The sequence below is a fragment of the Sorangium sp. So ce117 genome (assembly GCF_051524395.1).
In the GTDB taxonomy this organism is placed as follows: domain Bacteria; phylum Myxococcota_A; class Polyangia; order Polyangiales; family Polyangiaceae; genus Sorangium; species Sorangium cellulosum_B.
The window spans coordinates 12,401,676-12,421,714 of record NZ_CP150309.1 but is presented as its reverse complement, the minus strand read 5'-3'; the positions used below and the strand labels follow the sequence as shown (position 1 = coordinate 12,421,714).

The window sequence follows — 20,039 nt, the reverse complement described above, 5'->3', positions numbered from 1 at the left end:
CGAGCCTGCCGGGGTTCCTCGTTCGGAGGTAGCCGCCCGGAACTCGGCGGAACGGTAGCACGGGTTCCCCTGTGCGCCCCAAAGCGTCGCGCCGCGCCGCGCCGTCCTCCGCTTTCCTCCGCGGTTCAGGGTTCACGGTCCCCTGCGGTTCCCCCTCCCCTGCGGTTCCCCCTCCCCTGCGGTCCCCCTCCCCTGCGGTCCCCCCTGCCCCCCGATGTCGCGTCCGCCGCCGCGTGACCTGCGCGAGGCACGGCACATCGGGGCGGCGCCTCGCCACGCGCGGGCCACATGCCGACGTGAACGCGGCTTCACGGCGAGCGCGCGATCGGCCGAAATACGCCGCGACTTGCCGGGCTTGTGTGGGGCATGTCGCTTGCTACGCTCGTCCGGTCGCGACCGTCACGCGCGAGGGCGCGGCTCCTCGACGCCGGGCGGCCGAATGCTTTCGGGAGACGGTGAATGAAGCGACTTACTCTGCTGGGTCTCGCGAGCGTGCTGGCGCCCCTCCTCGCGGGTTGCCCCATCTACGACGACGACGCCGACAGCCCCTTCTGTGATGCAGTCGTCGACGACTGCACGCCCGGCATCCCGAGCGGCTGTGGCGGGCCAGCCGACTGCTGGATCAACGAGACCTGTGGCGAGGACAACCGATGCCACGTCGGCGACTGCACGACCTGGGGGTGTAGCCGGGGCTTCGAGTGCGTCATCGCCGACGACCACACCGCCGCCTGCGTCGCGAACGGCTCCTCCGGGGAAGGGGGCAGCGGCGGGGCCCCCGGCGACGTCGTGTACTGCGGCAACCCGGACGACTGCGCCGATGGCGAGACCTGCGCGCCGGATGGCACGTGTCAGCCCGGCAGCTGCGATCAGGTCCTCCCGAGCGGCGAGCCGCTCGGGTGCGTCCACGGCTATGTCTGCGAGGGCGACGAGGCCGACGCGACCTGCGTGCCGGCGACCCCGGCCGCGTGCGGCGCCGACGCCGACTGCGCCCGCCTCGGCGCGGACTACCTCTGCGTCAGCGGCATCTGCACCGCGCCTCAGGACCAGTGCTTCGATCAGACGCAGTGTCCGGTCAACGACAAGTGCGTCGAGGGCAAATGCACGCCCGCCTGCAGCGAGGACGCGGACTGCCCCAGCAGCTACCGTTGCGACGCGACCCTCGGCATCTGCTCCCGCCCTGCGCAGCCCTGCGTCATCACCGACGACTGCGGCGGCCCCTCCGCCGTCTGCGTCGACGGCGCCTGTGTTCCGAGGAGCGACGGCGCCGCCTGCCCCGAGGGCGACGTCTGGGTCGAGAACGGCTGCATCCCGAATCAGTCGAGCAACTTCGTGTGCGGCGAGGATGGAGCGCAGGACGTCTGCGCGCCGGGGTCGATCTGTCTGCACCACAGCTGCTACATCTCGTGCGACCAGCCGAACCCGAACGCCTGCGACAACCAGTCGCCCTCGCTGAGCGAATGCAGGACCGTGGCGACGTTCTCCGGCGAGCACCAGGTCTGCGGGTCGAGCGACAACCTCGGCGGTGACTGCGATCCCGAGACGCCCTGCAGCGAAGGCAAGATCTGCATCGACGGCTTCTGCCGGTAACGCCGCGGCGCTCCTCCGCCGCGATCGCTCCTCGGGGCGGGGCAGCCCCCTGCCCTGCTCCCTCCGTGCGCAATACGCCCTTGGCATGCGCGCTGCCTCACGTCCCGCCGGTCACTGTTCCATCCACGTGAATCCACGCTGAGGGATACGCGTTACGCGCCCCCACGCGATACGAACCGACGGAGCCACAATGAAGGCAGACGATCTCGTCAGTTACATGGCCGACATGTTCCCCTACAAGAGAAGGAGCTCACTCGATTGGATCGTTCCCCTGTCGGTCGGGCTCGGCCTCGGCGTCGCCATGGGCGTCGGGGTTGGCGTCCTGGTCGCGCCGACATCAGGTGACGAGGCTCGCCGCCGGCTGCGCGACAGCACGAGCCGGCTGCGCGAGCGCGCGGAGAGGGCCAAGGAGCGCGCCCTGGGCGCTGCGCAGCGGACCCAGGACCAGATCCAGGAGAAGCTCCAGGAGAGCACCGGCTCGTACTCCAACGAGCTCGGCGCCCGCTGAGCGAGCTCCAGGGGGGCGCGAAGGCGCCGCACCGCCCACGCGCGGAGCGGCGCCTTCCATCATTTCCCGGGATGTGCTCCAGCAGCCGAGCGACATCTGCGCAGCCGGAGCGGCACAAGCGATGCTTTTCCGAGAGCAGATGGATTGAACGAGACACCTCGCGAACCGCGGCACAGGGGCACTCGTCGAATGATGTATTACCGGACGCTCACTGCATTCTTCCCAGGTCGCACGGAAGCCGCGGGCGCACTTGGCCGCCTCCTCGCCCTGGGCGTCGCGGCCGAGGACATCAGCATGGTGCCCAGGCAGCACTCCCGTCTGGACGAGATCGAGCTCACGATTCACAGCAAGGCGTCCGAAGGGGCCGCCCTGGGCGCTGTGATCGGAGGGCTCGTCGGGGGTACGCTCGCGGCGATCACGGCAGGAGGCGCGCTGATCATTCCGCGGCTCGACGCGTTCCTGGCGGGGCCCATCGTCGCGTGCCTCGCGGGAGCGGGCGCCGCTGGCGCGGCCGGCACCCTGCTCGGCGCCGTCCTCGGCGCGCGCCTGCCCGAGTACGAGGCGCGCCGGCTCGACGACGGCAGCGCCGGCGGCGGCGCGTTGCTCTCGGTGCGGTGCTTGCCCGACGTTTCCCACAGCGTTGAAGAGGTGCTGAGCGAGAGCGGCGGTCGCCGCATCCGCAAGACCTGCAACCGCAGGGCCTGAAGGAGGACCTGCGCCCGGCGTGGCCCAGCGATCTTGCGAACGAGCGACGGGCGAGCCGCGATCCACGTGCGGACGCGCCGCAACGACCCCACCTTCAGCCAAGGTGACGCGCAGCAGGTGCCTGCTGGATCAGGGCGAAGAGCCGAGATGGCTCTGGGACCGCGTCTGCTCATCGAGGACGAGCTCGACCGCCTGGGCCAGCGCGCTCTTGACGTAGCTGCGCGTCGCGAGCGACCCGAGCCTGCTGAGCACGCGCGGCGTCAGGCCCCCGCCGAGCAGGAACCCCAGCCCAGCCGCCGCTGCGATCGCCACGTGCGGGTTGTCCCGCGCGAACGCCGAGACCGCCCGCTTGACCTCCGCCGCGTCGAGCCGGCTGAGCGCGTCGTTGACCACCTCTCGCGCGTCGCGCTCCCCTTCGGCCTCGACCTCACGTGCCGTCATGATGACCTCCTCAACTCAGCCGTGTAACGACCCGTCCGATCAGGTAGCCCACTGCGGCCACCGCGAGGAGCGTGGCCACAGGGCGCTCTTGCACGAGCGAGACGAGCCGCTCGTCCGCGCGGCGGACCTCGCCGAAGAGGCGAGGGACGGCGGCGGGAACGTTCGCTCGCCGCTCTCGGCGTCCGGACTCTTGTTCGATGTCTGCATCGTTGGCGATCATCGTGAACCGGTCTCCAGCAATGCCCGAACCACCGCGCGACGTGCATCGGCTGCACGATCCGGAGATCGACCCACCGGCGCGGGGCAGCAGGACGAGGAGCGCCAGCGGAGAAGCGCGCGCGACGAGCGCGGGGCGGAGCGCCTTCCGGGACGTTCGTGCTCACGGACGGAAGGGCGAGCGCGCGACGCGCGTCTGGACCTCGCGACCTCGCGACCTCGCGCGCGAGCGCCGCGCTTGCGGGCCGCGCTCGCCGGGTGACGGGCTCCTGGAGATCGCTGGCCACACGACGGCGCGCGGCGCAGCGCGCGCGCTAGAAGCGGACGCCGAACGCCCGGAGCGCGCCGCGCAGCGCCTCCGCGCCGTCGCACACCGCCACCCGCTCGGCCTGGGACACCTCCGCAGCCCGCGTCGGGTCCCCGTTGAACCAGACGGCCCGCATCCCTGCCGCGAGGGCGCCGCCGACGTCGGCGGCGAAGGAATCGCCGACGTGGACCACCGCGGCGAGCGGCGCACCGAGGCGCTCGGCCGTCCACGCGAAGATCTCCCTGCCCGGCTTCTCGAACCCGAGCCGCCCCGAGTCCGCCACCGCCACGAAGTGCGCCGACCAGCCGAGCTCTTCGATCAGCTCCTCGAGCCGGCCCTCCGAGTTCGACAGCACCGCGACCGGCACGCCGGCCTGCCGGAGCTCGATCACGACGTCGATCATCCCCGCGATCGGGCGGCGCCAGAGGTTCTTCCGGGGCTGCTCCGTCCAGAGCCAGTCCACCGCAGCGTCGAGCGCGCTGGCCTCGACGCCGCCCGCCTCGAGCAGGCGGCGCATCATGATCTTCCACGGGTGGCCGCCGAGCCCGCGCTGGATCGCCTCGTTGTACGCGCGCCAGCCCTCGTCCACCGCCCCGTCCAGCCGCTCCGGAGGCGCGGCGATGCCCCGCTCGGCGAGGCGGGCGGAGAGCAGCCCGGTGTCGAGCTCCACCAGGGTCTGGCCGAAGTCGAAGGAGACGGCTGTGGCAGGCTCGTTGCGCATGATTACTCGGCGTACATCGCCTCGATCTCGCGCGCAAAGTTCTGGCTCACATTGCGCCGCTTGATCTTGAGCGTCGGCGTCAGCTCGCCGTCCTCGATGGTGAAGCCGCGCGGCAGGATCGAGAACTTCTTGATCGTCTCGACCTGCGCGAGCTCGCCGTTCACCTCGTCGACGGCCCGCTGCACGGCCTCCCTGATCTCGGGCGACGCATGCGAGAGATCGCGGCCGAGCCCGCGCTCGGCCGCGAGGCGCTTCACCGCGTCGGGGGCCAGCACGAGCAGGGCCGTGAGGAACTTGCGCCCATCGCCGACGACCACCGCCTCGGCGATGAGGTCGTGGCGCTTGAGCGCCTCCTCGATGTTCTTGGGCGAGATGTTCTTTCCGCCGGCCGTGATGAGGATCTCCTTCTTCCGCCCGGTGATGTGGAGGAACCCTTCCTCGTCGAATCGGCCGAGATCCCCCGAGCGGAGCCAGCCGTCGACCAGGGCCTGCGCGGTCGCCTCTGGCTCCTTGTAGTAGCCGAGGAACACGGTCGGCCCCTTGACGAGGATCTCGCCGTCGTCCGCGATCTTCACGTCCATGCCTGGCACCGACGGCCCCACGGAGCCGAGCTTCGTCCGGCCCGGCATGTTGTAGCTCGTCGCGCCGGTCACCTCGGACTGGCCGTAGACCTCGGTGATCAGGATGTCGAGCGACGCGAAGAACTCGAGGACCTCCTTCGCGATGGGGGCCGCGCCGCTGCTGAACGCGTGCGCCCGGCCGAGCCCCACGGCCGCCTTCACCTTCGCGTAGACCAGCGTGTCGAAGGCGCGGTGCTGAAGCGCGAGCAGCGGCCCCGGCGGCTCGCCTCGGGCGCGGAGCTCGCTGTGCTGCAGCCCGACGCGCCTCGCCTGATCGAGCATGATCTTCTGCAAACCCTTCGCGCCGGAGAGCTTCGCGTCGATCCCGTCCCTCAGCTTCTCCCAGACGCGCGGGACCCCGAAGAAGGCGGTAGGCCGCACCTCTTTGAGGTTGTCGGCGAGCGCCGCCATCGACTCGGCGAAGTACACGGCCGCGCCGACCGAGGCCGGGATGTGGATCGTGAACATCTGCTCGGCGACGTGCGAAAGAGGCAGGTAAGAGAGCGCGATGTCCCGGGACGAGCACGGCATGAGGCGCGCCGCCATGTCCGCCGAGCGCGTGAGGTTCTCATGGCTCAGCATGACCCCCTTCGGCGGCCCCACCGTCCCGGAGGTGTAGAGCAGCGTCGCGAGGCCGTTCGGCTCGAGCGCGTCGAGCCGCTGCTCGAGCAGCTCGTCCGAGACGCGGTCGCCCCGCGCGAGGAACTCATCCCAGGCCAGGATCCGCGGATCGCGCGGATCGCCCGCGAACTCCGCGCCCCGCATCAGCACCACCCACGAGAGCTGCGGCAGCCGATCCCACTGGCTCAGCACCTTCTCCAGCTGGGCCCTGTCCTCGACCAGCACCACCTGCGACCCCGCATGGCGCACGACGTGGCGCACCTCCTCGGGCGAGCACGTCGTGTAGATGCCCGCGGGAGCGCCTCCGATCGCCATGCAGGCCACGTGGAGCACCACCCACTCGGGCCGGTTGAAGCCGAGGAGGCTGACCGTGGCGCCGGGATCGAGGCCGAGCGCGAGGAGCGCCTTGCCGGCGCGCCGCACCTCGCCCGCGTACTCCCTGAAGCTGGTCATCCTCCAGAAGCCCCCCTCCTTGACGTAGTGGGCAGGAGCCTCGGGACGCGCCTTCGCCTGGCCTAGCAGGCGCCGCGGTATCGAGTCACAGGGCATCGGGCTACCTCGTTCACGGGCAAGGGTGCGCAATCGCAGGCGAATTTTCCTGCGCCTCCCGGGGTCCGGGACCGCCTGGGGGAGTGACGCCCCGCACAGTAGCAGCAGACACCGCGGCGTTCTGAGGGTGAAACGTTCCCGCCGGGCGCTTCTGTCCGGCGGCGCTCCGAGCGCACGCTCGGCGGATCGCGCGCTGGAGCAGGCCGAGCGCGCGGCGGTCCTCGCCGCGGTTCCGGGCGGGACGCCGGCTCGCCGTCATGGGCGAGCCGCTCGTCCTCGGCCCGCTGCCGCGCAAACGCTGGCCCGCGCTGTCGTCAGCTTGACTGCACGTCTTTGGATCAGGACCATTCGGCGGTGGGCGAGCGCAAAGGGACGATCGAGGAGGCTGACTGGGCGGCGGACTCCGCCCGCAGCAACGAGCTCGCCGCCTCGGGCCCGCCGGAGCGCGTGCGGGCAGCGATCGACGGCGGGACCCTGGTCTCCAGGCAGGGGCTCGCCCCCGCGCCCGAGCCCCCGCCCACCGTCCAGGTGCGGCGCGCGGATCGCGACGCGCCGACCACGGTCGGCCGGGATGCGCCGCCGGACGCGCCGCCGTCGCCCTCGGATCGGCACGCGCGGAGCTTCGGAAAATACAGGTTCATCGCGACGCTCGGGCACGGGGGCATGGCGGACGTGCACCTGGCGGTCGCGGTGGGGCCGGCGGGCTTCAGCAAGCTGCAGGTCATCAAGCGCCTCCGGCCCAACATCGCGGACGAGCCCGAGTTCCGGGACATGCTGCTCGACGAGGCCCGCCTCGCCGCCCGCCTGAACCACCGCAACGTGGTGCAGACCAACGAGGTCGGCCTCGCGGACGGCGAGTACTTCATCGCCATGGAGTACCTCGACGGCCAGCCGTTGAGCCGGGTGATCTCCCGCGCGCGAGAGCAAGCGCGGGCGATCCCGTTCGCCGTCCAGTTCTGGATCCTCAGCGAGGTGCTGGCCGGCCTCCACTACGCCCACGAGCTCGTCGACTACGACGGGACGCCGCTCAACGTCGTTCACCGCGACATCAGCCCCCACAACATCTTCGTCACCTACGACGGGCAGGTGAAGATCGTCGATTTCGGGATCGCGCTCGCCGCGCACCGCCTCGTCGAGACGCAGACCGGCACGATGAAGGGCAAGGTCGCGTACATGGCGCCGGAGCAGGCGTTCTCGCACTCTTCTCAGATCGATCGGCGCGCGGACGTCTTCTCGGCCGGCGTCATCCTCTGGGAGATGCTCGCCGGCCGCCGCCTCTGGCGTGGGCTGTCGGATCCGCAGATCATCTCGCGCCTGATGCGGGACATCCCGGACCTGCGGTCCGCGCGCCCCGAGGTGCCCGTCGAGCTCGCGCGCATCTGCGCCAAGGCGCTCGCGCATTCGCCCGACCAGCGCTATTCGACGGCCGCCGCCTTCCGCGCGGAGCTCGCTCGCTACACGGAACGCCTGGAAGAGCAGGTGACGGCCGAGCAGCTCGGCGCGCTCATGCGCGAGCTGTTCGCCGGCGAGCGGTCCGAGATCCGGGCGATCATCGATCGCCAGCTCAAGCAGCTGCAGGAGCACGGCGCGGAGGCGGGGAGCGCGGGGCTCGCCGGCCGCGCGCCGAGGCTGCCGTCGCTGCCAGGGCGCGAGCCCCTCGACTCGGATCCTCCCGCGCAGGAGGACGGCGCGACCACGGGCTCTTCGCCGTCGGCGCCCACGCGCGCCCTCCACCGCTCGAGCCCTCCGCAAGCGACGCTCCACGCCGTCGTGCGGACCGAGCCGGCCACGGCCGTTCAGCCCGCGCCAGCGCCGCGGCGCTCCCGGTTGCCGCTCGTCGCGTTCGCGGCGGTCATCGCGCTGGTCGGCGCCGCGACGCTGTACCTGAAGCTGCGCGATCCGGTCCAGCAGAGCCTCCGCGTGGCCCCGCCGCCGGCCCAGAGCGCGCTGCCCGCGCCGGAGCCCTCGCCGCCATCCGCCGCGATCAGCGCTCCACGCGAGCAGACCGACGCGTCGCTCCTCCGCGCATCGATCAAGGCGAGCCCCGCCGGCGCGAAGATCTTCGTCGACGGGGTGGAGCTCCCCTCGAACCCGTTCGACGGCAAGCTCATCAAGGACGGCGCGGCGCACCGGATCGAGGTCTCCGCGCCAGGCCACGCCACGCAACGACGGATGCTCGTGTTCGACCGGGACATCGAGCTCGAGATGACGCTCTCCCACGCGCAGAGAGGGCCGGCCCCCGCGGCCACGACGACCCCGAAGATCGTCAAGCCCCCCGCCGAGGCGGATCCCACCGTCCCGCCGCCGAAGCCCGATCCCTACTGACGCGCGGGGCCCGCGGGCGGCCGTTACAGATCCTGGTAACCGATCGGCGGCTCGACGAGCTTCGCCGCCTTGGCGACGCCGCGGAACACGTAGTCGGAGTAGCTGTAAGGCCCGTCCGACCACACGAGGAAATCGTCCGCGAGCACCCCGTTGGGCGCTCCCTCGCAGAGCTCCGGCGCCGCCATGACGGGCCCTTCGTTGTAGATCGGCGCCGACGCGTTGACCGCCTCCTCGGCCTCTTCCATGGCGGCCAGCGCGCCGGCGTGCCGGTCGGCGTCGAGCTCGTCGACGGGGTAGAGCTCCCAGTCGAGCATCACGAGCTCCGGGTGCGGGGGCTCGTTCGGGGCCGACGCGAAGGGGGCGTGCGTGGCCTCGGGGAGGCCCGTCCGCGCGAGCGCCTCGATCAGGCGGCTCCGGTAGCGCAGCGCCGCGTCATCCGGGGTCCAAAACGCCGTGAGGGCCGCGATCACGTCCTCGGTCTTTGCCTCGCGCCACAGCGAGGGGTCGCGCGAGCCGAGATCGAGCGCGCGCTCCTTCCGGAGGCGCGCCTGGAAGGCCGACGCGTGCGGCGCGAACTCCGGCAGCTCGGCCAGGGCGTGATCGACGGACCAGTGGAGCCGATGATCGACCTCGCGCACGTACCGGTGCTTGCCGAGGGCGCGGAGGAGTCGGGCGATTTCGTCGGGTGTGCGCGCTGCGAACGACCAGGCAAGCATCATGGGGCAAGGCTCATCGATCCGTGCAGGGGATGGCACGCCGAGCTGGCTCGCCGATGCCGATCGGGCGGCGGGCACCTCGGCACGACGTGAATTCCCATCGCTCGGCCGCGGTGTCGATCACTTCTTGCCGGGGAGGTGCCACACACCGGCGAACCACACCAGGGATCCGTCTGCGCGACGCACGGTGGTGGCAGGCGCGAAGTACGCGCCCGGCGGGACGGGCTCCCATCGTCCCTGCTGCCACGCCCAGCGGCGGCTCCGCCACTGCCACTCGCCGTCGATCCACACATCGCCCGGCCGCTCGGACGGCGAGATGATCTCGACCCGCGCAGGCGGCGGAGGGTACGGCACGACCACCGTCGTCTCGCTCGGCAGGTGAGGGCCGGTCGGAGGCAGCGGGAGCGAGCCGCCGCAGCCCGCGAGCACGAGGAGCGACGCGAGCGGGATCCCGAGCGCGCGGCGCAGAGCGGCGTTCATCCTGCGTCGATCCAGGAGAGGTACGCGTCCAGGACGTCGCGGCCGACGAGCAAGCACTCCAGCGTCGCGAGCGCGAGGAACGGGCCGAACGCCATGCGGGCCTGACCGAACCCTTCGCGAGGCTCCTCCGCGAGCGGATCTTGCGCCAGCTCTTCCTCGGCGGCGGCCCGCTCCTCGGGGGACATGGCCGCGAGCTCGGCGCGGATCTGCTCCCGCTCGAGGCGCACCGCCTCGGGCTCCTCGATGCTCCCGCGCAGGAGCAGCATGGCGATCGCGATGATCGATCCCTGGATGGCGCCGGCGCCGAGCACGAACAGGGCGCCCCCCCAGCCGAACCACGCGCCTGCCAGCATGAGGAGCTTGGCGTCGCCGAGGCCCATGCCGACGCGGCCGCCGCGGATCCGCGGGTAGATCACGACGAACGGGAGCCAGACGATGCCGAAGCCGACCGCGGCGCCGACGAGGGCGTCGACGAAGCCCATCGATCGCAGCGACGCGGTCGCGACGCCGAGCACCGCGCCGCCGATGGTGATCGAGTCGGGGATGAACATGTGCTCGAGGTCGATGAACGTCGCCGCGAGCAGCCCGAGCGCGAGCGCCAGGCCGGCTGTGTACGTGGCGAGCGCGTGGAGGGCCGGCGTCGTCCCGGGGAGCCGGAGGATGATGACCTCGATGATCGCGAGCGAGAGCAAGCCGCCCGCCGCCTCCACCAGGGGATACCGCGGCGACACGGGCGCACCGCAGCAGCGAGCGCGGCCGCGCAGGAGCAGGTAGCTGAGGACGGGGATGTTGTCGTAGGCGCGGATCGGCGCGCCGCACGCCGGGCAGCACGAGCCTGGACGGACGACGCTGAGCTCGCGCGGGACGCGATGGATGACGACGTTGAGGAAGCTCCCCCAGAGCAAGCCGAAGCAGAGCCCGAAGGCGCGCAGGAACCACGGGGGAAAATCGGCGAGCATCACCTGGGGCTCACGTCCTCGGGCTCGACGCGGCGAGCCGGAGCATCATCGTGAGCGCCTGCTCGAGCTCTGCGATCGTCGGTTGCACGGGGTTCTCGGCGAGCGCCGCCTTGAGGTCGACGAGGCGGCCGCCGAGCTCCTGGTAGTGACGGCGCACACCCTCGGTCGGCGCCTCGGCGACCCACCGCTTCACGATCTCGCGCAGCTCGTCGAGATCGCTGCCAGCGAGGAGCTGCGCCATCTGCGAGGCCATCGGATCCGGTGCGCCGCTCACGCCCTGCCCCATCCCGGCCAGCATAGCGCGGGCACTTTGACGGGCGAGGGGTCCTGCGACATAAGGCGAGGCGCTCACGAGGAACCGTGCCGACGAGGACGCCTGCCGTTGCCCTGATCCTGCTGGCCGCCGGCATCGCCGGAGGGGCCGGCTGCAGCCGCGCCGAGCAGCGAGAGCCCGGGGAGGAGCGCGCGGACGGAGGCGCCCCGCAGGCGCCCGCGCCCCAGGGGAAGGTGCTCGAGGCGGCCGAGAACGAGTCGCCCGCTGCGAGCGCGACGCCGCGGGCCGGCGCCGCGGCGGCCGGGCCCGCGCGGATCGAGATCCCTGCTGGAAAGCTCGTCGCGGGCAGCACGCCCGGGGACAAGGGGCGCGATCCGACGCTCGAGCCGGCGTTGCTCGACGTCGAGCTGGGCGGCTTCACCGTCGATCGCCACCTGTACCCGAACGATCCTGCGCAGCCTCCGCTCACCGGGGTGACGCGGGCGCGCGCCTCGGAGCTCTGCCAGCAGGCCGGCGGGAGGCTGTGCACCGAGCTCGAGTGGGAGCGCGCGTGCAAGGGCCCCGAGGGGACGCCCTACGCGGGCGGCGCGGCGTGGGACCCGGCGTGCGCCAAGGCGCCCGCGTCGTGCGCATCCGGGTTCGGCGTCGTCGGGATGGGCGCTGCGCTGCGCGAGTGGACCGCGAGCGACATCGCGCCGATCGAGAACCTCCAGCCCAAGGCCGCCGCCGTGCGCGGGGCCACGGCGAGCGCGAGCGCCGTGGATCACCGGTGCGCGCGCCGCGCGGCGGTCGATCCGGCGGTGTCGGGCGACGACATCGGCTTCCGGTGCTGCCACGGCGCGCCGAACGCGGCGTTGATCCCGTCGCCGCAGTGGCAGCAGACGTTCCGGCGCGCGGAGATCGGGCCGCAGCAGGTCGCAGAGCTGCTCGCGTCGGTGCCGCAGCTGCGCGACCTCGGCGGGCAGATCTCCTTCTTCAAGGAGCCCGACGACGCGAACGCCGTGCTCAGCCGGGGCCGGACGCGGCTCTCGCCGAGCGGCGCTCCGGCAAGCCAGCCCGCGCCGGGCCCGCCCCCGAACACCACGCTCACGACGTCTCCGCTGCTCTGGAACCCGGTCCCGGGCGAGGAGGTGCTCGTCGTGACGGGAAAGGCCGACGACGACGCGTTCATCGTGGCGTTCCTGAAGCTCCCTGGAGATCGCTACCGCATCGCGTCGTCGCTGCTGCTCAAGGACGACCCGGGGCCGCTCGCGCTCGGGTTCAACGGCTACGTGCGGCGACGGCTCGCGTGGGCGACCTGCTGGGACTGCCGCGGCGAGTCCGGCAACATCACCTACCGGGACGACAGCCGCGTGGTGATCACGCAGAAGTGACCCCGCGGCGGCGCGGGCCGGACACCGACGCGCCCCGGCGCCTCAGGTGTCGGCGCCGAGCAGGGTGTGCTGGTAGGTCGTGCCGTATTCGATGATCCGCTCGACAGCGTCGACGAACTCCGAGCGGTCGAGCGACTCGGTGGGCAACTCGGCGCACAGCAGGATCTCGTTCCGATCATCGAGGGCGAACTTGGCGACGCGCATGTCGCGGTTGGCCTCGAGCAGATGACGGAGCAAGCCGAGCACCTGGCCGGTGCCCTCGGCCAGGGGTGGCATCGCAGCGCCGCCCTGGGCGTCGAGCAGATCGAGCACGCCGAACATCGAGAGCACGACCCAGTTCTCGGTGCACTGGACGTAGAACGGAGGGAGCTCGACGACCCCTTCCTCGCGCGGACGGATGCGCAGGGTCGACGGCTTCGTCAGCTCGGCGCTGTAGCCGATCTCCTCCGTCCAGCGCTGCAGGGTCGCCACGTCGATCACGGGTTACGTGATCGCCCTGCCGCCGCCGGAGATCAAGATGCGGCGCGCTGGAAGCCCCCTCGCAGGGGCGAGCGACGGAGGCGAGGGGCGCTAGAGGCTGAGGACGGCGTCCTCTCCCCGGTCGGCGAGCTTCGCCGCGATCAGGCTGAGCAGCGCTTGCCTCCGCTCCTCGAGCTCGACGAGCGCGCGCGGCGGCACCAGCTCCTCCTCGATGCCGCCGGGGCGCAGCGCCGCGGCGGCCTCCTCGGGGCCGAAGCGCGCGAGCGCATCGCGAAGGGCCCGGGGGAACCGTACCGCTTCCACGAGGCGCTCGAGCTGCCGATCGAGCTCGTGCGCCTTCACGTGCAGCGGGAAGGCGCTCGCGTTGGCCTCCAGGCTGAGCGCTCCCGCGTGCACGTCGATGACGATCTCCTTCCGGAGCCCGTTGCCCGCCAGGTAATCGAGCACCAGCACCTCCAGGTAGTCGCGGAGGATGACCGTGCGCTCGCCGCGCACAGGCGACAGCGACCGAGCCCAGCGCGCCCACACGTCGAGCTCGGGCGCGTCGTCGAAGCGTACGGACCGCCGGCGAGGCGAGAGCCAGCGCGGGCCGGGCGGACCGGGAGCCGGCGCGAGGACCAGCGCGTCGACCGTCCCGTCGTTCATGACGGCGAGGCGACGCAGCAGCTTGCGCGCGTTCGGCTCCCGGCCGACGAGCGCCGCGAGCTCGCCGATGCCGATGCGTCGCGCCGCTGCGGCGGGCACGACATGCGCGCCGAGCGCCCTCGCCATGCGGTAGAACGCGAGCGGGCGCCGGAACGCGAGCGGGGCCTTCTTCTGCGCCGGCGCGAGCTTCACCTTCACCTCGCGCGGGGCCGCTCCTTCCGCGGGTGCGCCCAGCGAGAGCGTCGCCTCGAACCGGCCGTCCGCCACCTTGCCCGTGAGCCGCAGCGCGCGCAGGGGAGAGCGCTGGAGGGCGCGCGCGACGCGCGATTCCCCCGCGGCCCAGGCGCTCGACGCGGGAGGTGAGCCCTGCTCGGCCGGCGGGCGCGCATCGCTTGCCGGGCGCGCATCGCCTGCCGAGCGCGCATCGGCCGGCGGGCGCGCCGTGGGCGCGCCGATCGCGGGCGCGCTCTCCTCGTCGACGAGCGCAGCGATCGCGCCGACGGACCCGTCGCTGCGCTCGGACGACGGTCGCGCGCACGAGACCGCGAGCAGCGCCGCCGCGACGAGCATGCGCGGCGCCCCGACGCCGCCGAGGCGCCGCAGCGGTCCGCGCGCCGATCCGGGGGCGCGCAGGTCGCGCGCACACCGGCTCATCCGTCCTTCGAGAGCCCGCGCGGATGGTCCGGCGAGGACCCGCCCTCGGCTAGACGTTGCGACGACGCCTCGTCGGCCAGCGACCGCGAGCGCCCCTCATCGGTCGGAGCCTGCAAGCCTGACGCCCGCGCGCTCGCCCCGAGCGACGCGCCGCCGATGACGCGCTCGAGGAGGAACTGCTCCACGCGCTCGATGACCATCTTCTTGCGCTCCAGCGGGACGACGTGCGTGCCGCCGTTCACCATCATCAGCTCTCCGCGCGGCAGCGCCGCCGCCATCTCCTCTGCGAGCCGAGGCGGGGTGAACGTGTCGCGATCGCCCGCGATCACGAGCGCGGGCACGTCGATCTGCGGGAGCAGATCGAGCGTCGAGTGCTCGCCGGCGCTGCGCAGCATGTGGAGGAACATCGAGAAATCGATGTCGACCATGTGCCGCATGTACGGCAGCAGATCCGCCGGCGTGACCGCGCTCGCGTCGACCTCCCGCGTGAGCAGCGCGATCCGCAGCGCCATCGGCGCGGGCACGCGGCTCCAGAGCGCGCGCGCGATGTGCGGGTACGCGTCGACCTGCTCGATCAGGCGCGGCAAGAGCTGCGCGAGCACGTCCGTGCCCTTGAAATGGTGCGTGATCCTGCCGGACGAGCCGCAGATCAGCACGAGCCCGCGCACCCCCTCGCGGTGGGTCCGCAGGTGCTCCAGGACGACCTGGCAGCCCATCGAGTGCCCGAAGAGCACAACAGGGCCGTCGCCGATCGACGCGCGCACAGCAGCCAGATCGCTGGCATGATCGCGCAGCTCGACCGCCTGCGGATCACCAGGCAAGCTGCTCCGACCGTGGCCGCGATAGTTCCAGTGGGCGACGTTGACCGTACGGGCCAGGTCGTCCCACAGGTACTTCCAGATGAAGCCGTCGCACGCGATGCCATCGCAGAGCACCGCGGTGAGGCGTCCCGAGCCCGCCCCGACCCCGCTGGCGAAGCTTCCGCTGCCGCCGGGACCTTCCCGGTAGCGGACGTAAATCCGCGTACCGTCCTTCCCGGCGGCGAAAAGCTCTCGGCCCATCGATCCCCGAGCGACGCGGCTTTACGCGAGGCTCGCGGCGATGTTAGTCGCCGCTGTCCTCGTCGTCAGCCACGTCATTGACACTCGGAAGCTTTTTGATGTCTATCCGCGCCAGCTTCCACGCGCGCTGCACAACCCAAGAAAGCGAGCGATCGAGCCGCGCCGCTTCCTCCTTGATTTCCTGCAGCATCGACTCCGGAAAGTAGAGGCTCTGCTTCCGCTTGTCCGTCTTCGAGGCTTCGTTGTTTTTCGCCAGCGTGTCCTTGTCGGTCATACGCTCTAGGGGCTCCTCCCGATCCGCCACAGAAGAGCACCTTAGCGTACGGTGCACTTCCGTGGAAAGCATTCGTTTTTCCATGATGCCGATTGCGGCCACTATGTGTGTATTACCGCGATAGGCGCTCTGCGTCATGATTCCGGGAATGCGATCTTCCCCGCAATCGCGCTTGCCGCGACGATGAGGGGACTGGCCAGGTAGACCTGGCCGGGCCCGCTTCGCCCCGGGAAGTTCCGGTTGATGGCCGAGACCGTGACCTGTTCCTTGCGGTCGGATACACCGGGACCGGCCTTGATGCACGCACCGCAGGAGGGGTCGACGAGCTCGGCGCCGGCTTTCTCGAAGATCTCGAGGTAGCCCTTGGCCTCGGCGTAGCGACGGATGTCCTGCGAGCCGAACTGGATGTAGAGGTGCACGCCGTCAGCGACGCGCTTGCCCCGCTCGACCGCCTGGCGCAGCACGGACGCGTACATGTCCATGTCGGCCTTCTTGCCGCCCGTGCACGAGCCGCCGTACGCGATGTCGATCTTCACCGGACCGCCGGCGGCCTCATCGAGCGACCGCAGCGGCACGCCGTTCCGCGGATCGCCCGGCGTCGCGACCATCGGCTCGACCGACGCGAGATCGACGTCGAACGTCGCCATGTACTCCGCGCCGGGATCCGCGCGCACGATGCGCGCGCGCACGTCCTCCGCGGCGAGCCCGCGCTGCTCGACGAGGTAGCGCACGATCTCCTCGTCAGCCTCGATGATCCCCGTGAAGCCGCCCGCCTCGACCGCCATGTTGGTGAGCGTCGCCCGCTCGTCGAGCCCCATCGCGCGGACGCCATCACCCGCGAACTCGAGCACCTTGCCGATGCCCTGGCCCGTCTTCCAGAACGGCCGCGAGAGCAGGAACAGCATCACGTCCTTCGCCGTGACCCCCGGCCCGAGCCGCCCCGTCAGGTTGAAGCGCACCGACTGCGGCACCGCGACGCGGACGTCGCGCGTGAGCCACGCGTTCGCCATGTCCGTCGAGCCGACGCCGAACGCGAAGCACCCGAGCGCCCCCGCCATGCAGGTGTGCGAGTCGGTCCCGGCCACGATCTGCCCTGGCAGCGCGAGTTCCTCGATCACCTTGTTGTGGCAGATGGCCTCCGAGCCCACGGTCCTGCCGTCGCGCTCGACCTCGCCGTACAGCTTGATCCCGTGTCGCTCGGTGAAGGACTGCTGCACCGTCGCGAGCGACGCCGCCTGCTCCCGCAAGCCCAGCCTGAGGTGCGCCTCCGGCATCACGCGATCGAGGAACGTCAGGTGATCCCTGAAGGCGAAGACGCTCTCCGGCTCGGTCACGACCGCGTCCGGCCCGACGCCCGCCCGGAAGAGCGACTCGGCCATCGGCGTGACGTACTCGTGCGAGAAGCGCACGTCGATGCGGGCGAAGAGCGCGTCTCCAGGCTTCACCGCGGGGACGCCGATCTTCCCTGCCCGGGCGTCCACGATCGCGTGCGCCGCGATGATCTTCTCGCACAGCGTCATCGGCCGCGGCGGCGTGGCCAGGGTGGGCGGCGAGACCTCGCCGGCCATCCGCGCCTTGTTGTAGGCGAAGAGGCCACCGTACTCGACGACGTCGGCGCTGATCGGGTCGAGCCCGCGGGTGAACTCGCCGATCGGGATCTCGTCGCCCCGCGCGATCCGGTCGAGGAGCGAGAAATCGGTCGTCGTGAGCAGCCCGATGTTCTGGCAGTTCTGGCCGTAGATCTTCTCGATGCTGCGCGCGACGACGATCTGGATCCCCGCCTCGCGCTCCGAGTACGGCGCCGTCTCGCGCGAGCTGCCGCACCCCTTCGAGCGCCCGCTGACGATGACGCCGAAGCCGCCGTTCTTGATGGCGTCGCGCTCGATGTGCCCGCCGCGCAGCCCGACCAGGCAGTAACGGGCGAGCGTCTCGTCGTAGTAGTAACAGACCCAGCCCGGCGTGAGCTCGTCGGTCGAGATGTTGTCGATCAGCGCGTGCTGCTCGGCATCGAAGCGAAGCTCGCCGCCCGCCAGCTGCTGCTTCAGGAGCGCCGGGTCCTCGGTCAGGTAGAGGGTCCTCCCGGTGACTTGAACGGACTTCCGGCGCGGGATCGGCATCTGCACCTCGGACGCCCCGGGACGCGCGGCGCGCGCTGGGACCTCTCCACACCTAGTCGCTCTGGGCGGAGGCGCCAACGGCGGTCTTTGCCGGCGTGCGCGGAGCTCCGCGCACCTTACGTCGAAGGCAGGAAATCCAGCATGAGCCGAGGAGCGCCTGGACGGCAGCGTGCCTTGACGACGCACCGGGGAGATGGTGTCTTCGCGGCCGCGGCCGGGCCGCGAGCGATGACCCGACCCACGATCTCCAGCGTTCCCGTCGCGATCCTCGGCGCCGGCCTGACGGGCATGGCAGCGGCGTATCACCTGGGACGGGCCGCCGTGCCGCATCGGGTGTTCGAGCGCCTGCCGCGCCCGGGCGGCCACGCAATCACGCTCGAGGACGCCGGCTTCCGCTTCGACCGGACAGGGCACCTCCTCCACCTGCGCGACCCCGCGACCCGGGAGCTCGCGCTGAGCTGGCTGGGCCCCGACCCGCTCGAGATCGAGCGACGTTCGATGATCTGGTCGAACGGCACATACACCCGCTATCCGTTCCAGGCGAACACCTTCGGGCTGCCGCCCGCGGTGGCCTACGACTGCCTCCGCGGCTTCATCGAGGCGCACTTCGCCAAGGACAGACCAGAGCCAAGGAACTTCGAGGAGTTCTGTCTGGCGCACTTCGGCGAGGGGATCAGCCGCCACTTCATGCTCCCCTACAACAGCCGCCTCTGGGGCGTGCACCCGAGCGAGATCACCGCCGACTGGTGCTCCCGCTTCGTCCCGATACCGAAGCTGGAGGACGTGCTCGCCGGAGCGGTCGGGCTGAACGACCGGGAGCTCGGCTACAACGCGAGGTTCCTCTACCCGCGGCTCGGCATCGGGCAGCTGACGCACGGGCTCGCGCGAGCGCTCGCCGAGCAGCGGCCGCGGGACGCGGGAACGCCGGCGATCGAGCTCAGCCGCTCTCCCAGGTCGATCGACTGGCGCGCACGCGAGCTCGTGTTCGACGACGAGATCGTCCGCTACGACGTGCTCGTCTCGTCCGCGCCGCTGTCCGCGCTCGTCAGGCTCCTCTCGGACGCGCCTCGCGCCGTCGGCGAGGCGGCCTCCCGGCTGCGCTGCACGCACCTCTACTACCTCGATGTGGCGCTCGACACGCCGTGCGGGCAGCCGCTGCACTGGGTGTACGTCCCGGAGGCGAAGTACCCGTTCTACCGCGTGGGCTGCTACTCCCACTTCTCCGCCGCCATGGCCCCGCCAGGCAAGGCCGGCCTCTACGTCGAGCTCGCCGATCGCGCCGAGCCCGATCTCGCGGCGCTGCTCCCACGCGTCGCCGAAGGCCTCGTCGAGATGGGCCTCATCCCCGCCCCGAGCGCCATCCGCTTCGCCCGCCTGCGCCGCATCGACCACGCGTACGTCGTGTTCGATCACAGCTACTTCGGCTCGCTGGAGGCGGTGCGGCCGTTCCTCGAGGGCCAGCGCATCCTCTCGTGCGGGCGCTACGGCGGCTGGAACTACTCCTCGATGGAGGACGCGCTCCACTTCGGGCGCGACGCGGCCCACCGCGCGCAGGCGCTCCTCGGAGGCGCGCCGTGAGCGCCGCCGAGCCTGATCGCGAGGATGCGGGCGGATCGCCGGAGATCTCCATCGTCATCCCCGTTTACAACGAGGAGGCGATCCTCCACGCCGCCGTCGTGGATCTGCGCGAGCGGCTCTCGCCGCTCGGCTGGCGCTGGGAGCTCGTGCTCGCCGAGAACGGCTCGCGCGACGGGACCCTCGGCATCGCCGGCGAGCTCGAGCGCAAGTACCCGGAAGTGCGGCACTTCTCGATCGGCGAACCGAACTACGGGGCCGCGCTCCGCGCGGGCATCGAGCGGGCGCGCGGGCGCTTCGTGCTCTGCGACGAGATCGACCTCTGCGACGTGGATTTCCACCGCCGCGCCATCGCGATGCTGCGGACAGGCGGCGTCGACATGGTGATCGGATCCAAGCTCATCCAGGGGGCGCGCGATGATCGCCCGTGGGCGCGGCACGCGGCGAGCCAGATGTACAACGGGCTCCTCCGCGCCACGCTCGGCTTCCGTGGGACGGACACGCACGGGCTCAAGGCGTTCCTGCGCGAGCCGCTCCTCGGGGTCGCGCGCGACTGCGTCGTGGACAAGGACGTCTTCGCCAGCGAGCTCGTCATCCGCGCCTACCGCGCTGGCCTGCGGATCGAGGAGATCCCCGTCCGCGTGCTGGAGAAGCGGCGCCCCTCGATCAACCTCACCCGCCGCGTCCCGAACGTGCTGCGCAGCCTCGCGAAGCTGACCTGGGCCATCCGGGTCCGCGGCTGACGGCCGGCTCCTCCAACCTTCGCGCAGCATTCGCAGCGCCGCGCGCGAGGCCGGGCCCGCTCGTGGAAAAATTCTGGCATGCTATACG

Annotated in this window: 19 protein-coding genes; 7 read left to right on the top strand and 12 right to left on the bottom strand. The window is 71.5% G+C overall.

The features are described from left to right. Positions 1-459: 459 nt before the first annotated feature. The 3 genes from WMF46_RS46625 to WMF46_RS46615 all read left to right on the top strand — a co-directional run bounded on the left by WMF46_RS46625 (position 460) and on the right by WMF46_RS46615 (position 2,800). Entirely contained in the window at positions 460-1,587 is a 1,128-nt protein-coding gene (locus tag WMF46_RS46625) for a hypothetical protein (protein ID WP_437983141.1), read from the top strand. Positions 1,588-1,777: 190 nt separating this feature from the next. Next, positions 1,778-2,095, top strand: a complete 318-nt coding sequence (locus tag WMF46_RS46620) for a YtxH domain-containing protein (RefSeq protein ID WP_437547567.1) — start codon at positions 1,778-1,780, stop codon at positions 2,093-2,095. A 294-nt stretch (positions 2,096-2,389) separates the two neighbouring features. Then, a complete protein-coding gene (locus WMF46_RS46615; protein WP_437983140.1) occupies positions 2,390-2,800 on the top strand; it encodes a hypothetical protein in 411 nt (136 codons plus the stop codon). A gap of 129 nt (positions 2,801-2,929) precedes the next feature. On the opposite strand, the gene WMF46_RS46610 is transcribed toward WMF46_RS46615, so the two are convergent. The 3 genes from WMF46_RS46610 to WMF46_RS46600 all read right to left on the bottom strand — a co-directional run bounded on the left by WMF46_RS46610 (position 2,930) and on the right by WMF46_RS46600 (position 6,275). Then, positions 2,930-3,241 carry a hypothetical protein gene (locus tag WMF46_RS46610; protein ID WP_437547565.1) on the bottom strand — a complete coding sequence of 104 codons (312 nt, stop codon included), beginning with the start codon at positions 3,239-3,241 and terminating at the stop codon, positions 2,930-2,932. Between the two features lie 530 nt (positions 3,242-3,771). Beyond that, positions 3,772-4,485, bottom strand: coding sequence for an HAD family hydrolase (locus tag WMF46_RS46605; RefSeq protein WP_437983139.1), 714 nt, complete (start codon positions 4,483-4,485; stop codon positions 3,772-3,774). Positions 4,486-4,487: 2 nt separating this feature from the next. Continuing rightward, positions 4,488-6,275 carry an AMP-dependent synthetase/ligase gene (locus WMF46_RS46600; protein WP_437983138.1) on the bottom strand — a complete coding sequence of 596 codons (1,788 nt, stop codon included), beginning with the start codon at positions 6,273-6,275 and terminating at the stop codon, positions 4,488-4,490. Positions 6,276-6,629: 354 nt separating this feature from the next. Here WMF46_RS46600 and WMF46_RS46595 point away from each other — a divergent pair, with 354 nt between their 5' ends. After that, positions 6,630-8,600: a protein kinase domain-containing protein gene (locus tag WMF46_RS46595; RefSeq protein WP_437983137.1), complete on the top strand. Its 1,971-nt coding sequence runs from the start codon at positions 6,630-6,632 to the stop codon at positions 8,598-8,600. Between the two features lie 23 nt (positions 8,601-8,623). Here WMF46_RS46595 and WMF46_RS46590 read toward each other — a convergent pair whose 3' ends face one another. The 4 genes from WMF46_RS46590 to WMF46_RS46575 all read right to left on the bottom strand — a co-directional run bounded on the left by WMF46_RS46590 (position 8,624) and on the right by WMF46_RS46575 (position 11,053). Continuing rightward, a complete protein-coding gene (locus tag WMF46_RS46590; protein ID WP_437905788.1) occupies positions 8,624-9,319 on the bottom strand; it encodes a hypothetical protein in 696 nt (231 codons plus the stop codon). A 117-nt stretch (positions 9,320-9,436) separates the two neighbouring features. Next, positions 9,437-9,796 (bottom strand): YXWGXW repeat-containing protein, encoded by a 360-nt coding sequence (locus WMF46_RS46585; RefSeq protein WP_437547560.1) that lies wholly within the window; start codon positions 9,794-9,796, stop codon positions 9,437-9,439. Next, on the bottom strand, positions 9,793-10,755 hold the full coding sequence (locus WMF46_RS46580) for a prepilin peptidase (protein ID WP_437911100.1): 963 nt from the start codon (positions 10,753-10,755) through the stop codon (positions 9,793-9,795). Before WMF46_RS46580 ends, WMF46_RS46585 begins: the two co-directional genes overlap by 4 nt. Positions 10,756-10,765: 10 nt before the next feature. Continuing rightward, positions 10,766-11,053 carry a hypothetical protein gene (locus WMF46_RS46575; protein ID WP_437547559.1) on the bottom strand — a complete coding sequence of 96 codons (288 nt, stop codon included), beginning with the start codon at positions 11,051-11,053 and terminating at the stop codon, positions 10,766-10,768. 62 nt (positions 11,054-11,115) lie between these two features. On the opposite strand from WMF46_RS46575, the gene WMF46_RS46570 reads away from it, so the two are divergent. Next, positions 11,116-12,402 (top strand): formylglycine-generating enzyme family protein, encoded by a 1,287-nt coding sequence (locus WMF46_RS46570; protein ID WP_437983136.1) that lies wholly within the window; start codon positions 11,116-11,118, stop codon positions 12,400-12,402. 42 nt (positions 12,403-12,444) lie between these two features. Here WMF46_RS46570 and WMF46_RS46565 read toward each other — a convergent pair whose 3' ends face one another. The 5 genes from WMF46_RS46565 to WMF46_RS46545 form a co-directional block, all read right to left on the bottom strand. Then, complete coding sequence (locus WMF46_RS46565) at positions 12,445-12,882, bottom strand: YbjN domain-containing protein (RefSeq protein WP_437983135.1); 438 nt, start codon at positions 12,880-12,882, stop codon at positions 12,445-12,447. Positions 12,883-12,972: 90 nt separating this feature from the next. Beyond that, the gene (locus WMF46_RS46560) at positions 12,973-14,181 is read right to left on the bottom strand and encodes a hypothetical protein (protein WP_437983134.1); all 1,209 of its coding nucleotides are present in this window, start codon (positions 14,179-14,181) and stop codon (positions 12,973-12,975) included. Then, on the bottom strand, positions 14,178-15,242 hold the full coding sequence (locus tag WMF46_RS46555; RefSeq protein ID WP_437983133.1) for an alpha/beta fold hydrolase: 1,065 nt from the start codon (positions 15,240-15,242) through the stop codon (positions 14,178-14,180). The genes WMF46_RS46560 and WMF46_RS46555 overlap by 4 nt, the downstream gene beginning before the upstream one ends. Positions 15,243-15,285: 43 nt before the next feature. Beyond that, positions 15,286-15,516 carry a TIGR04563 family protein gene (locus tag WMF46_RS46550; RefSeq protein ID WP_012241296.1) on the bottom strand — a complete coding sequence of 77 codons (231 nt, stop codon included), beginning with the start codon at positions 15,514-15,516 and terminating at the stop codon, positions 15,286-15,288. Between the two features lie 134 nt (positions 15,517-15,650). Further along, positions 15,651-17,633, bottom strand: coding sequence for an aconitase family protein (locus tag WMF46_RS46545; RefSeq protein ID WP_437983132.1), 1,983 nt, complete (start codon positions 17,631-17,633; stop codon positions 15,651-15,653). A gap of 228 nt (positions 17,634-17,861) precedes the next feature. Between WMF46_RS46545 and WMF46_RS46540 the strand changes: the two genes are divergently transcribed. Both WMF46_RS46540 and WMF46_RS46535 read left to right on the top strand, forming a co-directional pair. Continuing rightward, complete coding sequence (locus tag WMF46_RS46540; RefSeq protein WP_437983131.1) at positions 17,862-19,211, top strand: protoporphyrinogen/coproporphyrinogen oxidase; 1,350 nt, start codon at positions 17,862-17,864, stop codon at positions 19,209-19,211. Further along, positions 19,208-19,951 (top strand): glycosyltransferase, encoded by a 744-nt coding sequence (locus WMF46_RS46535; RefSeq protein ID WP_437983130.1) that lies wholly within the window; start codon positions 19,208-19,210, stop codon positions 19,949-19,951. Before WMF46_RS46540 ends, WMF46_RS46535 begins: the two co-directional genes overlap by 4 nt. The last annotated feature ends 88 nt before the right edge of the window (positions 19,952-20,039 follow it).

Excerpts from the sequence above, each read along its gene's own strand:
- WMF46_RS46625 (WP_437983141.1), top strand. The coding sequence starts at position 460 with ATGAAGCGACTTACTCTGCTGGGTCTCGCGAGCGTGCTGGCGCCCCTC.
- WMF46_RS46620 (WP_437547567.1), top strand. The coding sequence starts at position 1,778 with ATGAAGGCAGACGATCTCGTCAGTTACATGGCCGACATGTTCCCCTAC.
- WMF46_RS46615 (WP_437983140.1), top strand. The coding sequence starts at position 2,390 with ATGGTGCCCAGGCAGCACTCCCGTCTGGACGAGATCGAGCTCACGATT.
- WMF46_RS46610 (WP_437547565.1), bottom strand. The coding sequence starts at position 3,241 with ATGACGGCACGTGAGGTCGAGGCCGAAGGGGAGCGCGACGCGCGAGAG.
- WMF46_RS46605 (WP_437983139.1), bottom strand. The coding sequence starts at position 4,485 with ATGCGCAACGAGCCTGCCACAGCCGTCTCCTTCGACTTCGGCCAGACC.
- WMF46_RS46600 (WP_437983138.1), bottom strand. The coding sequence starts at position 6,275 with ATGCCCTGTGACTCGATACCGCGGCGCCTGCTAGGCCAGGCGAAGGCG.
- WMF46_RS46590 (WP_437905788.1), bottom strand. The coding sequence starts at position 9,319 with ATGATGCTTGCCTGGTCGTTCGCAGCGCGCACACCCGACGAAATCGCC.
- WMF46_RS46585 (WP_437547560.1), bottom strand. The coding sequence starts at position 9,796 with ATGAACGCCGCTCTGCGCCGCGCGCTCGGGATCCCGCTCGCGTCGCTC.
- WMF46_RS46580 (WP_437911100.1), bottom strand. The coding sequence starts at position 10,755 with ATGCTCGCCGATTTTCCCCCGTGGTTCCTGCGCGCCTTCGGGCTCTGC.
- WMF46_RS46575 (WP_437547559.1), bottom strand. The coding sequence starts at position 11,053 with ATGCTGGCCGGGATGGGGCAGGGCGTGAGCGGCGCACCGGATCCGATG.
- WMF46_RS46560 (WP_437983134.1), bottom strand. The coding sequence starts at position 14,181 with ATGAGCCGGTGTGCGCGCGACCTGCGCGCCCCCGGATCGGCGCGCGGA.
- WMF46_RS46555 (WP_437983133.1), bottom strand. The coding sequence starts at position 15,242 with ATGGGCCGAGAGCTTTTCGCCGCCGGGAAGGACGGTACGCGGATTTAC.
- WMF46_RS46550 (WP_012241296.1), bottom strand. The coding sequence starts at position 15,516 with ATGACCGACAAGGACACGCTGGCGAAAAACAACGAAGCCTCGAAGACG.
- WMF46_RS46545 (WP_437983132.1), bottom strand. The coding sequence starts at position 17,633 with ATGCCGATCCCGCGCCGGAAGTCCGTTCAAGTCACCGGGAGGACCCTC.
- WMF46_RS46540 (WP_437983131.1), top strand. The coding sequence starts at position 17,862 with ATGACCCGACCCACGATCTCCAGCGTTCCCGTCGCGATCCTCGGCGCC.